The sequence below is a fragment of the Bdellovibrio sp. HAGR004 genome (assembly GCF_055397015.1).
In genome coordinates this window covers 840,027-854,052 of record NZ_AP029176.1, presented here as the reverse complement: position 1 = coordinate 854,052, position 14,026 = coordinate 840,027, and the positions used below count along the sequence as shown (strand labels likewise).

Here is a 14,026-nt window from a genome sequence, read left to right as displayed (position 1 = left end):
TCAAACCTTTCTTACTTCTTCTTCAGGCTGGCTTTTACAAAGTGCACGAAGAGAGGATGCGGAGCCAGGGGCTTTGATTTAAACTCCGGATGGAACTGCACCCCAATAAACCACGGATGATCCGGCAGCTCCACGATTTCAACCAGATCACGTTCTTTACAGATCCCTGAAGCCACCATTCCGTTTTTCTCAAACAGAGCTTTGTACTTGTTATTGAACTCAAAGCGGTGACGGTGACGTTCCATAATAGAGGAGCTCTTATAAACCTGATGCGCGCGCGTGCCGGAAGCGATGGCACAAGGGAAGGCCCCCAGGCGCATCGTTCCGCCTTTGTTGACGATGCCTCGCTGTTCGACCATGGAATCGATCACAAAGTTTCCACTGCGTTTACTTTCCGCATGGAACTCGCGACTGGTGGCATCCTTAATGCCACAGACATTGCGCGCAAACTCAATTGCTGACAATTGCATACCGAAGCAGATGCCAAAGAATGGAATACGCTTTTCACGGGCAAACTTGATGGCCGTGATCTTGCCTTCCACTCCACGGGTTCCAAAACCACCCGGCACCAGAATTCCGTCCACTTTACCCAGCAAGGAATTCACCGTTTTTTCATTCACATTTTCTGAATCGACATAGATGATTTCCACACGGGCATTGTTGGCCACGCCCCCGTGAACCAAGGATTCATGCAAAGACTTGTAGGACTCTTTTAAGTCGACATACTTTCCAACCACACCAATCTTGACGGTATGAGCCGGGTTCCCCAAAATCTTCACCAGATTCTGCCAGCCTTTTAAATTCAGCTTGCCAGCAGACAGACCCAAACGAGCAATAATCAATTCATCCAGTTTTTCTTTGTGTAAAGACAGTGGGACTTCATAAATGAAACGACTGTCCTGCGCGGCAATGACATTTTCAGGTTTTACAGAACAGAACAGCCCAATTTTGGCCTTCAGATTATCATCAATGACTTTCTCACTTCGGCAAACCAGGAAGTCCGGCTGCAAACCGATTTCACGCAGCTCTTTCACCGAGTGCTGGGTTGGTTTGGACTTTAGCTCTCCCGCCGCAGCGATATAAGGGACATAGGTCACATGCACAAGGACTGAGTTTTCCATGCCCACATCATTGCGCATTTGGCGGATGGCTTCCAAAAACGGCTGACCTTCGATATCCCCGACCGTTCCGCCGATCTCTACCAGAATGATCTCGCTGCCTTGAGCCGCTTCATAAATACGTGCTTTGATTTCATCAGTGATATGCGGAATGACCTGAACCGTCCCCCCAAGATAGTCCCCGCGTCTTTCACGGTTTAAAACCGTGTCATAAATCTGACCGGTGGACACAGAGTTGGACCGATTCATCAGTGCAGAAGTGAAGCGCTCATAGTGACCCAAATCCAAGTCGGTTTCAGCACCGTCTTCGGTGACATAAACTTCACCGTGCTGCAACGGCGACATTGTCCCAGGGTCCACGTTCAAATAAGGATCAAACTTCATGATGGTCACTTTGTGACCGCGGCCTTCCAGCAATGCCCCAAGGCTTGCTGCTGTCAGCCCCTTGCCAATCGAGGAAACAACGCCCCCGGTGACAAAAATAAATTTCTGCTTCAAAGCCTTCTTCGTCGACTTTGCGGTTGAAACCCTGGTGGTTGCCTTTCTCTTCGCCATTACATCCCCTGTGAGCTTAAGAGTTTTTCGAGTCGCGCCAGATCCTCGGGAGTATCCACCCCGACACTGGCTTCCTTGACTCTGATAACTTTGATTTTAGCGCCTAAATACAGTGCACGAAGCTGCTCCAGACTCTCGGCTTTTTCGATGAGGGCCGGAGGAGCTTCACAGAACTGCTTTAAAAAACCTTTGGAATAAGCATACATGCCAATATGCTTGAGACACCCGTCCATCGTGCCAGCTTCAAGCGCAGACAAGCGCGAATAAGGAATGGCATACCGGCTGAAATAAAGAGCCTCATCACGGAAGTTTGTGACCACTTTGACTGAATTGGGTGACTGCAATTCTTCCGCGCTGATTGGGTGAGCCAGCGTAGCCATGTCCATTTTCGGGTCGTCCACAAAGACCTGCGCCAAACGGTCAATCAGCTCGCCAGTTACCAGCGGTTCATCCCCTTGAATGTTGACAACAACATCACAGGGCACGTCTTTGATTGCGGCATGAATACGATCACTTCCCGTCGGAAGGTCACTGTCAGTCATCACGACTTTAACACCCACCGCTTCCGCAGCGGCCCTGATGCCCTCGTGATCGGTGGCGACAATCACCTCGCTCAGAAGTTTCGACTTCTTGGCTCCTTCCACCGTCCACTGAATCAGGGGGCGGCCTTTCAAGTTCACCAGAGGTTTTCCGGGAAATCGTGTAGAGCCAAAACGAGCGGGAATCACGCCAACAATTTTCATTCTTTTACCCAATTTTCATAAATATATTCCTCGACCGCGTCCTGCCCTTCCTTTTTCAAAGAGGACACCGGAAACACAGCACTGAGGCCTGAAGCCTTTTTGACTTTTGCTGTCGCCTGCAACATTTGACTGCGGGACATTTTGTCGGCTTTGGTCAGTACAACCGCCAAAGGAAAACCACGTCTTTCAGAGAATTCTTTCAAGAGTTCCTCATCCTGGGTCCACGCACGGCGAATATCCATCACCAGCACCAGACCACGCAGATTCTCTCGATTCATCAAATAAGTTTCAATCATGCGATGCCATTCACGCATTTCATCGCCCGAACGAGCCGCAAAACCGTACCCTGGCATGTCCACCAGTACATAGGACTGATCCAATTCAAAGAAGTTCAGCAGACGAGTTTTACCCGGCGTCGAACTGACTTTGGCGATCTTGTTTTTGGTCAGGGCATTGATGAAAGACGACTTTCCAGCATTGGAGCGACCGGCGATGGCCACTTCTGCTTTTTTGTGTACAGGGAAGTCTTTTTCCAGAACGGCACTTTTAATGAATTGAATCGTCTTTGGCATAGCCAAGACTATCAAAGCTCACCCCTTTTCTCAATTCTCGGAATCAAGTCTCCTCACCGATAATCTGGTGAGTCGAAAAACCCCGAGCCCCTCTTATATTTGATCCCAGCCTGGCCAGGGACTTGAAAAGGCCCAAAGCATCAAAACCAGCACTTATGCTGGACATTTTTTAAGCAGGAGACCCCATGTCACAAGCCTTTTTGAAAACTATGGATGAAAACGGAAAAACCCTCAGCCTTCAGGACTTCTCAACTCTGGGCAAGGATTCAAACTGCCAACTCCAGGTCCTGGGAGTGGATGTTTCAGATCGCCATGCTCGCATCGAAAAAAAGGATCAATCCTATCTGATTCGCGATTTGCGCTCGACCACGGGAACCTTTGTTAATGATGCACGTGTCATGGAGGCCTTTCTTAGCGACGGTGATGTGATTCGTCTGGGAGATCAGGAGTTCTTGTTCCTGACTCAGGAGCAAACCACCAATCCCTTCCCCATTACCAGCCGCAACGAAGTCTGGAATGAAGAACTGCAGGCCCTTTCCAACGTCTCGCAAACTGAATTCCCTGTTTTGATTTTGGGCCCGTCTGGAACCGGCAAAGATGTTATTGCGCATGCCCTGCACGAACAAAGCAATCGCAGCCAGGGGCCCTTTGTCAGCGTGAACTGCAGCGCTTTAAGTGAAACCCTGATCGAAAGTGAGTTGTTTGGGCATATCAAAGGAAGCTTTACTGGTGCCATCAACGACCGCAAAGGGGCCTTTGAAGCCGCTCGCGGGGGCACCCTTTTTCTGGATGAAATCGGCGATCTGTCTTATGGCTTGCAGGCCAAATTGTTACGCGCTTTGGAAAACAATGAAATTCGCCCCGTGGGGGCCGATCGCAACGTGCGCACGGACGTTCGCATCATCGCCGCCACCCACCAGAACCTGGCGCAAAAAATTCGTGAAGGTTTGTTCCGATCTGATTTGTACTTCCGCTTAAACGTTGTCACCATTGCGCCACCAGCATTGGCTTTGCGCATGGAGGACTTTGAAGAGCTGCTGTACAGTTTTGCCAAAAAAATGCGTGTGCGCTTTTCCCATGGTGCGATTGTCCGCCTGAAAAAACATCCGTGGCCGGGAAATATTCGTGAACTGAAGAATCTGGTCAGCCGGGCAGCAGCCCTGTACCCGCGCACTCATATTACGGAAAGTCATATCGAAAAGCTGCTGGATAAAACTCTGCTGGAAAAAACAGAAGAGCGGGTCACCAATGACATCCCGGTCATCAAGGAAATTGAAAAGCAGATGATCATAAAGCGTCTGGAAGCCAATCGCGGCAATCAGCGCCGAACGGCTCAGGATCTGGGAATGCCGAAAAGCACCCTGCATGACCGCCTGAAGTATTACAATATCGATCTGGCGGCTTTTAAGGTTTAACGATGGCCGTTTTTATAAAAATGCGACGAACATAACCTTTCGTCAGAATCTTGTTCACGTCTTTGCGCAAACGATCGCAAAGAGCCTGCTTGCCCTCCGCCGAGGAAACCTGATCGAACGTCATCTCTTCGATCGTCCTTAGGAACAAGTCCTCCACTTCCGCTTCGCGGTCTTTGATTTCCACGACGACATCAGAGGCCGCGCCTTCCACGTAGAACTCGAATGCTCCCATGGGGTTTGATCCGGCTTCACCGGAACGACGCAGATTCACCACCATTCGTTTCATCAGGAAAATATTCTGAGCGGCCCGGGTGGAATCGTAAAAAGGCTCTGTCTCTGTTTTGGGGTCGTATTGATATCGCTGTGACGACCAATCCGCCAAAGACCGAACAAACAGATCTTCACTGTGTGGCAAAAGCCCCTTGGTGCTGACCCGATACAAAACAAATCCGCCGGCCCCGGTCGCCACAATCAGCCCCACCAGGCTTAGTTTTTTGATCAAGGAGTAACCCTTGAACGCCGCCAGGCCTTCACCCACACTTTTTTTGAACCCTGCCAGAAGCCTTTTCAACCAGGCAACCGTCAATGGCCCCGCGTTCAGAACACGATGGCGCAACTGTTCTTTGAATTTTCTAAAGCTCAGACGCAGGCCCGTGCGCTTCATCTTGATCTTGTAGGAAAGCTTGGGGAGAAAAGGGAGGACTTTTAAAAGCTTCGCACGCAAGCCCGTGGCTGACTGCCACACCTTTTCCTCTTCCGCCAGAGTGTACTCCAGCTCAAGACCCTCTTCGTAGATCTCACCGGCCCCTTCCACATCGGGACCAATTTCATTCAGGGATTTGGCAAACTCCGGATCTTCTTCGGCCAAAACAGAGTCCAAGGACTCCAAGGACATCAAATCTTCGCCTTCCCCTTCGGCGGCGCCATCTTTGATCTCTTCCTCAACTTTGGTCGTGTTTTCCTGTTCAGCCAACTGCATTCCCCCAAGACGATTGTAAGGAAGGAATCAAATACGCCGCAAGAACAATTTATAAACAGAAGTCCATCGGCTAGCATTAAAAGGTAGGAGTTTTTAATGAGAGTATTGATTTCGGTATTGGTGGCCGCAATGGCCTTGTCGGGTTGTGCAAATTTCCATCGTTCCGCAGAAAGTGGATACGCAGGCAGTCCTGAAGACATCCGCTACAGCGATCAAGCAGATCGCGGCAGCTATGATCGCGAAACACGCCAGACCGCCTACGAACTGGGCAAAGACCCCGCCTATCTGAGCAGCAAAGACCTGCAGGATATCCGCAATCGTCAGCAGGTTCGCCAGCTGGAAAGAAGCCTGTCCTCGCGCAAAGAGCGCGAACAGTACTCAAAAATCCTGCCCTGGCTGAAGAATGACGCCGAAAAGATTGAGTTTCTGTCGGTACCTTCCATTGAAGGACGTCAACAATGGATCAATCGCAACAATGTCTGGAGCCGGGCACAAGCTCCCCAAGAGGAGATGAAAAGCCTGATCGAAACCCAGGACATCGCCGTGGGCATGCCCCAGGATTATGTGAAACGATCCTGGGGAGACCCCATGAGTGTCGAAGTGTCCGGAAATCCGATCTATAAGAACGAACGCTGGAAGTACCAGAAATTTGTCTCCGCCCCCGAAGGCTATCGCAAAGAAACGCGATACGTTTACTTTGAAGGCGGGCGCGTGGTGGGTTGGGAAACAGAATAGTTTCCCTCCCCCTGCAAGGCCGGCTTAGTGGGCCTCGTCCCAGTTGTTGCCAATGGCGTAATTCACCTTCAGAGGCACTTTCAACTTCACCACATTTTCCATGATAGAGACCAACTGAGGTGTGTGCTTCTTTAAGCTTTCTTCAAAATCCTCAAAGATCAACTCGTCATGCACCTGCAACAGCATGCGCACAGGCACTTTTTCAAACACTTCGATCATGGCCTTTTTCACCAGATCGCTGGCAGTCCCCTGAATGGGAGCATTGATGGCTGCCCGTTCACCGAACTTCTTTAGGGCCATGTTCTTTGATTGAAGCTCTTCGATATAACGACGGCGGCCGAACAGAGTTTCCACGTAGCCCTTTTCGTGCGCCATTTTTACCGTGCCATCAATATACTCACGCACATTCTTGAAGCGATTAAAGTAGCGTTCGATAATGTCCTTGGCTTCAGTTCTGGAGATTCCCAGGTTTTCTGCCAAACCAAAAGCTCCCTGCCCATAAGCGATCCCGAAGTTCACCGCCTTGGCGGAGCGACGCTGTTCGGAAGTCACATCTTTCAAAGGAACTCCGAAGACTTCAGAGGCTGTCGCCGCATGAATATCCAGATCATCAGCAAACGCTTTACACATATTCGGATCTTCTGAAATGTGCGCCAAAATACGCAGTTCAATCTGCGAATAATCGACAGAAAGAAGTTTCATGCGAGGAGCCGCGATGAAGGCCTTACGCACCTGCTGACCGCGCTCTGTTCGAATGGGAATGTTTTGCAGATTGGGCGCAGTGCTGGAAAGACGTCCTGTGGTCGTTAAAGCCTGATTGAAGCTGGTGTGCACACGATCATCCTTCGGATCAATCATGGCTGGCAAAGCATCCACATAAGTGGATTTCAGTTTCGACAGTTCACGCCAGCTTAAAACCAATTTGGCGATCGGATGATCCAGCCCCAGCAAAACTTCCTCGTCCGTCGAATAGCCTGTTTTCGTCTTCTTACCCGCTGGCAGCCCCAGTTTTTCAAACAAGACCACGCCCAGCTGTTTGGGGCTTCCGACATTGAAGGACTCTCCCGCGGCGGCATGGATCTTTTCTTCCAAACTGGAAATTTCTTTGGCCAGATCCGCACTTTGTTGCGCAAGCAGCTCTTTATCAATCCGCACACCATAGCGCTCCATGGACAGAAGCACCCGGGCCAGTGGCAGGTCCAACTCACGATAGACTTTTTCGCCCTGGACGTTTTTCAGTTGATCCTGAAGAGTTTTGGCAAAGTTTAAATGTGCATTGTACAAATACGCCGGCGATGCCAATTCTGGCAGAACATCTGCCATGAAACGCGTGTAGATCTTACCGAAATCTGATGTGTCTCCGGCTTTCAGTACATAGGCCGCCAACTGAGAATCCCATGCCGCCGTCGGAGTTCGTGCACCGATTTTGTGCCAGAAACTTTTCAGGTCATATCCGTGCCATTGAATCTGGAAGGTGTCTGTCAACTTGCCCAAAAATTCTGCGTCAGACACCTCAATGATCTCGGTCTCGGTGCCAACAAAAACACCGCGAACATTAGCAAAGCCCCACAAGTTCTGTTTTTCACTCAAAATCTCGGCAAGCTCGCGTGTGCTCAGGCTTTTTTCAACGAAGTTTCTTTCATCCTTGGCGATCACGAGTGTCGGAACCACGTCATCTGGTTCAGACGAGGTCGTCCCGACAGGCGCTGCCGTCACCAGCTCTTTTGAGACTGCCGCAGGAGGTGGTGTCGCGGGGGCTGTTTCGGAAACAGTTCCAAACAAGCTCTTTTCAAAGCTCTTGAAGTTCAACTCATGCAATAGTGCTTTGAGCTCTTCTGTATGGAAAGGTCTTAATCTGTACGCCGCCAGATCATCCGGCATTGGCACATCCAGAGAAATCGTGACCAGCTTTTTGGACAAAAGAGCATTTTCTTTCGACGCCAGCAGCTTTTCTCGGACGCTCTTGCTTTCAACCTTGTCGATGTTTTCGTAGATATCCTCTACGTGCTTAAACTGCTCCAGAAGCTTGATAGCTCCTTTTTCTCCGATACCCTTCACTCCAGGCACGTTGTCTGAGGTGTCACCCACAATTGCCAAATAGTCTATGAATTGATCAGGGCGCACGCCCCATTTTTCAAAGACACCCTGGGCATCGTAACGGACACCTTTCATAGTGTCGTAAAGAATGATGTGATCATCAACCAACTGCCCGAAGTCTTTATCACCACTGACAATGAAAACTTCCATGCCATTGCGGCGGCCCCATTTGGCGGCAGTTCCAATGATATCGTCGGCCTCAAAGGATTCCACTTCAAAGGAAGGAATTCCCAGTAAGTCCGCCAGCTTTTTGATGTAAGGCACCTGTTGCGCCAGCTCATCAGGCATTTCCGTACGGTGAGCTTTGTAGGCCTCATACATCGTTTTACGGAAAGAAGGTTCTTTACGGTCATAGCAGAACACCAGGTACTCAGGCTTTTCTTCCTTGAGCAGCTTGATGATCATCGCCAAGAAGCCGTAAATGGCATTGACTGGCAATCCTGAAGGTGACGACAGCGGACGAATCGCATAATAAGCGCGAAAGAACATGGCGCTGACGTCAATGAGGTAGAGTTTTTTCATGAGGACCTCCGGATGTAAAACCTAAGGTCTACACCGCAGGGGCCCGAATGTCGATGCTTGATGCTTATTCCAAGTCGGCTTTCACGCGGGAAAAGTCGATCTGTTCCAAGGCCTTTTTATCCAACTCAGCTTCAGCAGCTGGTGTGTACATGACCTCATCACAGCAAGCCTCCGCCTGACGAAGCAGGATCTCCAATTGACCCTTCAAGGCTCCCTCTATAGAGCGGTGGCCCGCTTCAAGCGCTTCAACATCCAAAGATGAACAATTTAAACGACGGGCCAGATCAGAACGGCTCCAACCCAAACGAAGGCGAAGCGTGTGAAGAGATTCTTTAGTCCAATCAAGCATTTGATTCTCAAGCATATAAACCCCTAGATTCACTTAAAAAAGTATCCTCTAATAGAGCAGGAATACTATTTCTATTATAGGCGGTTTGCACTAGATAATGCGACGAGCTACAGACTATTGTTCAGGGAAAACAAAGACAAGGTCGTGTTCGCCCGCCAGATCCAATTTATCACGGGCCTGACGCTCGATAAACGCGGGGTCTTTGGCTTGTTTGAGCTGCCCCGACAACGCTGCAATATTCTGACGCGTTTGCTGAATCTCATAAGTAATACGATCGAAATCCCGGTGCAGACCCCATAGACGGAAGGCATTGCCATTCACAACGATGGAAGTGGAAAAGACCGCCAGACAAGCTACGGCTACTTTTCCCGGGCTGTTTAGAAAACGTCGCAAACCTACTGCAAACTGAGTGTAAGACATGAATTTATTCTAGCCAGATCTTGGGTGTGTGGCTACAGGACTGAGGCCTAGGTCCAGCTCTTCACCCATAGATAAAATCAATAACATAGATGACTTTTATCGATTCGATTTATTCATGGAAATCACCGATCTTAGCGGCATGAGAGGTGTTATGAGAACATGGTCCGACTATCTTAAAACGGCGCAGATCGAAGACCCGATTTTTGCGTCTGTGCGCGAGGGTCAATATGCCGAGGTCCTGGAGTATTTGGAGAACCTGGGAAATCCCAATTTGCGTAATCACAAGGGGTATTCCCTGCTGATGCTGGCAGCCTACAATGGGCACCTGGCCTTGGTCAGCCTTCTGATTTCCTGCCATGCAGATGTGGACTCTCGCGATGATTCAGGCAACACCATCCTGATGGGTGCGGCTTTTAAGGGCCACAAACAGATTGCCCAGCAACTGCTTCGCGCCGGAGCCGATCCGCATGCAGTGAATCCCAAAGGGCAAACGGCTTTGACCTTTGCCGAAGCCTTTGGACGCCATGAAGTTGCGGCATTGCTGGCGGATCTGGATTCCGAACGTCTGTCGGACCGCCCCCGTTTTCTTCGTCGCATTTCAGCCTTGATGAAACTTTTTTCCCTTCCCGTAAAAGGAGCTTAATTCCATGAGCAGAAAAACACTGACGACAACAGCAGGTATACCCGTTTCTGAAAATCAGCACAGTCTGACCTCCGGCCCCCGTGGCCCGGTGGCCTTACAGGATTACCATCTGATTGAAAAGCTGGCCCACTTTAACCGCGAACGCATTCCCGAACGCGTGGTTCATGCCAAAGGTTCTGGAGCTTACGGCACCTTCACTGTCACTCACGACATCACCCGCTTTACTAAAGCAAAAATCTTTTCTCACATCGGCAAGAAGACTCCTGCCTTCCTGCGCTTTTCAACCGTTGCGGGCGAAAAAGGCTCGGCCGATACGGAACGAGACCCCCGTGGCTTTGCCTTGAAGCTGTACACCGAACAGGGCAACTGGGACATTGTCGGCAACAACACACCGGTGTTCTTTGAACGTGATCCTTTAAAATTCCCGGACTTTATTCATTCACAAAAACGCGATCCGCAGACCGGTTACAAAAACCCTGTGCGTATGTGGGATTATTGGGCCAATGCGCCCGAAGCCCTTCATCAGATCACAATCTTGTTCAGCGATCGCGGCCTTCCCGATGGCTATCGCTTTATGAATGGTTATGGCAGCCACACCTTCAGCTTTATCAATGACAAGAACGAACGCGTGTGGGTGAAGTTCCATTTCAAATCCATGCAGGGAATTAAAAATCTGTCTGTCGAAAAAGCCGTTGAACTGGCCGGTACAGATCCGGATTATGCAGGTCGTGATCTCTTTGAAGCTATTGAGCGCGGCGAGTTCCCCAAGTGGGCTTTGAAGGTACAAATCATGAGCGAACGTCAGGCTGAACAATTCCGCTTCGACCCCTTCGATCTCACCAAGGTGTGGCCACACAAGGAATTCCCCCTGATGGATGTGGGCGTGCTGGAACTTAACCGCAATCCAGAAAACTATTTTGCGGAAGTGGAGCAGGTCGCCTTTTCGCCTAGCAATGTGCCTCCGGGAGTGGGGTTCTCTCCGGATAAAATGCTGCAAGGACGATTGTTTGCCTATCCGGATGCCCAACGCTATCGACTGGGAGTCAATTATCAGTACCTGCCGGTAAATCGACCGCACTCGGAAGTAAACAGCTATCACCGCGACGGAGCCATGCGCTTTGACGGCAACAGCGGCCGCTTAGACAACTACGAACCCAACGGCTTTGGTGGACCTGTGCAAGACGCCTCCGTGCGCGAACCCGCTCTGGCCTTGTCAGGCACTTTGGATCGCCACGACTCTCACAAGGACAATGATGACTTTACGCAAGCCGGGAACTTATACCGCATTCTAGGTGAAGCCGAAAAAGACCGCCTGACCACCAACATAGCAGGCACCATGAAGTCGATCCCCGAAGAACTGCAACGCCGAAACATCGCCCACTTCATGAAATGCGATCCAGACTACGGAACACGCATCGCCACCAAACTAGGTTTGAAATAAAAAAAAGCCCTGTGATTTTGACCTCACAGGGCTTTTTAAGTTCTCTTTTTTTGCAGACTATCTGAAAGCTGCTTTGTCCCAGTAAAGACCCATACCGCCCAAGTCTTCTTCAATGCGCAGAAGCTGGTTGTACTTCGCGGTTCTTTCGCCACGGCACAAGCTGCCGGTTTTGATCTGATGGCAGTTCAATGCCACGGACAAATCAGCGATCGTCACGTCTTCGGTTTCACCAGAACGGTGAGACATGATCGTGCGATATTTGTTTCTTTGCGCCAAATTCACGGCATCAAACGTTTCAGACAAAGTACCGATTTGGTTTACTTTCACAAGCAAGGCGTTTCCGGCTTTCTTCTCAAGGCCCATACGCAGACGTTTTGGATTGGTCACGAACAAGTCATCACCGATCAGCTGCATGGTGGAACCCATCTCAGATGTCGCCTTCACCCAGGAATCCCAGTCGTCTTCAGCAAAACCGTCTTCGATGGAAACCAGTGGGTATTTCTCAGCCCATGATTTGTAGATACCCAGAAGTTCTGCTGGGCTGATGTGGCCACCTTGCCATTCGTATTTACCGTCTTTGTACATTTCAGTGGATGCCACATCCAAAGCCAGGAACACGTTTTGACCTGGATCATAACCAGCGTCCACGATCGCGTTCATCAACAAATCCAAAGCCTCCTGATTGGAACCCAATTTCGGAGCAAAACCACCTTCGTCACCCACTGCTGTGGAAAGACCTTTTTTCGCCAGAATCTTTTTCAGCGTGTGGAAGATCTCTGCACCGGCGCGCAGGGATTCAGCGTAGGAGTTATTCACAGTCGGAACAACCATGAATTCCTGAATATCCAGGCCGTTGTTCGCGTGCGCACCACCGTTTAGGACGTTCATCAACGGAACCGGCAAACGAGTCGCCTGAGAACCACCCACATAACGATACAACGGAAGATTGCAGTCAGCGGCTGCGGCTTTTGCCACCGCCAAAGAAACACCCAGAATCGCGTTTGCGCCCAAGTTTGATTTATTTTCAGTGCCATCGATATCGCGAAGGATTTTGTCGATGTATGTTTGTTCAGTCACCTGCAGACCGATAATTTCCGGAGCGATCTTCTCCCGAACGTTATCCACAGCCTTGAAAACGCCTTTGCCAAGGAAACGGTTTTTGTCGCCATCACGAAGCTCGCAAGCTTCATGGGCACCCGTGGACGCTCCAGATGGAACCGCAGCACGGCCCATGTTGCCATCTGCAGTGGTCACCTCAACCTCAACAGTTGGGTTGCCACGGCTATCAAGAATTTCACGAGAGACGATGTTGATAATTTCAGACATGATGAGTTCCTTCCTTCTCGGCGTTCTTATTCATAGTTTTCTTTACCAAGTCCATGCTTTCAAAGACCGTACGTGGATACTGGGTCTTGACGAACTCCCAGTCCACTCGGCGCATGGCCTCTTTCACCGCCGGGGTCATTTTCCCCTGAGCAGCGAGCATGGTGATCAGTTGCTGCGCTCGCACCATGTAGTCGTGCAAGCGAGCCAGATTCTGACTCAGAACATACCCCGGTGTTTCGCTGTCAAAGTTCAAGTGTGACAGAGATCCTTCGTGAGGCAACAGGGAAGAAGCATTATTCGTGGCTTCCTCCGCCTGCACTCCCGTGGAGGTTTTCAGATTCTGTTTTTCAATTGTGCGGATTTTTTCTTCCAGATCGCCGACGTATTTTTGCAGATCCTCACGCTCACGCTGAGTGCGCTGAAGATCGTCAATCAGACTCTGGAACAAGGCCGGACTGACTTGATGTCCGACGCTTTCACTGAAGATCGAACTCTGCTGTGTGGACCAGTTCAACTGGATCGTGATGCCTTCCCAGTGACAGACCGCCGGCGGTTGACCGACATAGACTGGCAACGACTCAAAGGCCGATTTCAGGTATGTCGTCACCAAAGGGTACTGCTCTGCCGGAAGTGGCAGATCAAAAGAGATGCTAACTTCGTCACGACGAAGATTTTCAATCGGCGGTTTCGGAGAAATAAAGTACGACAGGAACTGTTCCGGCTGATTGAAGATCTCCTGAGGATGCGGCATCATGCGCAGAACGCTATCCAGCACACCCCAGGCACGCAGCTCCGGGCCTTCATGCCCTGCCCGCTGCAGAATATTTTCTTCTCTTTTCAGGGGAAGACGCAGCACCGACTCCAGAAAATTTTCCATTTCTGGCGCCGTCATCCAATACGACGAGTCCTTGAGCAGCTCCATCGGAAGATGGGCCTGCTCATACAGCTGGCTAAGGTCTTCGCCTTGCTGTTCCAGAACGGTTAAAACTGCGTTTGAAATCTTACAACTAAAGTGCACGAAGTAGGTCTTAGCCTAGTTTTCCCACTCTTTAAACACAAAAAAACACACCCTCTTTTCACTCGAAAAAGAGCACCCGCGTCACAATCATGA

13 protein-coding genes are annotated in these 14,026 nt (G+C 50.2%); 4 read left to right on the top strand and 9 right to left on the bottom strand.

Going from position 1 to position 14,026, the window contains the following annotated elements; all coding sequences use genetic code 11:
* Positions 1 to 11: 11 nt before the first annotated feature.
* The 3 genes from ACZ5ZV_RS04375 to yihA are packed head-to-tail and all read right to left on the bottom strand — an operon-like array spanning position 12 to position 2,988.
* Positions 12 to 1,673, bottom strand: coding sequence for a CTP synthase (locus ACZ5ZV_RS04375; protein ID WP_464120205.1), 1,662 nt, complete (start codon positions 1,671 to 1,673; stop codon positions 12 to 14).
* Complete coding sequence (gene kdsB, locus ACZ5ZV_RS04370) at positions 1,673 to 2,416, bottom strand: 3-deoxy-manno-octulosonate cytidylyltransferase (protein ID WP_464120204.1); 744 nt, start codon at positions 2,414 to 2,416, stop codon at positions 1,673 to 1,675. Before kdsB ends, ACZ5ZV_RS04375 begins: the two co-directional genes overlap by 1 nt.
* Positions 2,413 to 2,988, bottom strand: coding sequence for a ribosome biogenesis GTP-binding protein YihA/YsxC (yihA, locus tag ACZ5ZV_RS04365; RefSeq protein WP_464120203.1), 576 nt, complete (start codon positions 2,986 to 2,988; stop codon positions 2,413 to 2,415). The genes kdsB and yihA overlap by 4 nt, the downstream gene beginning before the upstream one ends.
* A 185-nt stretch (positions 2,989 to 3,173) precedes the next feature.
* On the opposite strand from yihA, the gene ACZ5ZV_RS04360 reads away from it, so the two are divergent.
* Positions 3,174 to 4,403 carry a sigma 54-interacting transcriptional regulator gene (locus tag ACZ5ZV_RS04360; RefSeq protein WP_464120202.1) on the top strand — a complete coding sequence of 410 codons (1,230 nt, stop codon included), beginning with the start codon at positions 3,174 to 3,176 and terminating at the stop codon, positions 4,401 to 4,403.
* On the opposite strand, the gene ACZ5ZV_RS04355 is transcribed toward ACZ5ZV_RS04360, so the two are convergent.
* Entirely contained in the window at positions 4,393 to 5,382 is a 990-nt protein-coding gene (locus ACZ5ZV_RS04355; protein ID WP_464120201.1) for a flagellar basal body-associated FliL family protein, read from the bottom strand. The genes ACZ5ZV_RS04360 and ACZ5ZV_RS04355 overlap by 11 nt on opposite strands.
* A gap of 96 nt (positions 5,383 to 5,478) precedes the next feature.
* Between ACZ5ZV_RS04355 and ACZ5ZV_RS04350 the strand changes: the two genes are divergently transcribed.
* Entirely contained in the window at positions 5,479 to 6,117 is a 639-nt protein-coding gene (locus ACZ5ZV_RS04350; RefSeq protein ID WP_464120200.1) for a hypothetical protein, read from the top strand.
* Positions 6,118 to 6,141: 24 nt separating this feature from the next.
* Here the strand turns inward: ACZ5ZV_RS04350 and polA are convergent, their stop codons facing one another.
* From polA to ACZ5ZV_RS04335, 3 genes are all read right to left on the bottom strand, one after another.
* Entirely contained in the window at positions 6,142 to 8,736 is a 2,595-nt protein-coding gene (polA, locus tag ACZ5ZV_RS04345; protein ID WP_464120199.1) for a DNA polymerase I, read from the bottom strand.
* Positions 8,737 to 8,800: 64 nt separating this feature from the next.
* On the bottom strand, positions 8,801 to 9,100 hold the full coding sequence (locus ACZ5ZV_RS04340; RefSeq protein ID WP_464120198.1) for a helix-turn-helix domain-containing protein: 300 nt from the start codon (positions 9,098 to 9,100) through the stop codon (positions 8,801 to 8,803).
* A gap of 99 nt (positions 9,101 to 9,199) precedes the next feature.
* Positions 9,200 to 9,505 (bottom strand): septum formation initiator family protein, encoded by a 306-nt coding sequence (locus ACZ5ZV_RS04335; RefSeq protein ID WP_464120197.1) that lies wholly within the window; start codon positions 9,503 to 9,505, stop codon positions 9,200 to 9,202.
* A 151-nt stretch (positions 9,506 to 9,656) separates the two neighbouring features.
* Here ACZ5ZV_RS04335 and ACZ5ZV_RS04330 point away from each other — a divergent pair, with 151 nt between their 5' ends.
* Both ACZ5ZV_RS04330 and ACZ5ZV_RS04325 read left to right on the top strand, forming a co-directional pair.
* Positions 9,657 to 10,148, top strand: coding sequence for an ankyrin repeat domain-containing protein (locus ACZ5ZV_RS04330; RefSeq protein ID WP_464120196.1), 492 nt, complete (start codon positions 9,657 to 9,659; stop codon positions 10,146 to 10,148).
* A gap of 4 nt (positions 10,149 to 10,152) precedes the next feature.
* On the top strand, positions 10,153 to 11,589 hold the full coding sequence (locus ACZ5ZV_RS04325) for a catalase (RefSeq protein WP_464120195.1): 1,437 nt from the start codon (positions 10,153 to 10,155) through the stop codon (positions 11,587 to 11,589).
* Positions 11,590 to 11,646: 57 nt separating this feature from the next.
* Here the strand turns inward: ACZ5ZV_RS04325 and eno are convergent, their stop codons facing one another.
* Complete coding sequence (eno, locus tag ACZ5ZV_RS04320; RefSeq protein WP_464120194.1) at positions 11,647 to 12,915, bottom strand: phosphopyruvate hydratase; 1,269 nt, start codon at positions 12,913 to 12,915, stop codon at positions 11,647 to 11,649.
* Positions 12,908 to 13,933 (bottom strand): hypothetical protein, encoded by a 1,026-nt coding sequence (locus ACZ5ZV_RS04315; RefSeq protein WP_464120193.1) that lies wholly within the window; start codon positions 13,931 to 13,933, stop codon positions 12,908 to 12,910. Before ACZ5ZV_RS04315 ends, eno begins: the two co-directional genes overlap by 8 nt.
* Positions 13,934 to 14,026 lie beyond the last annotated feature (93 nt).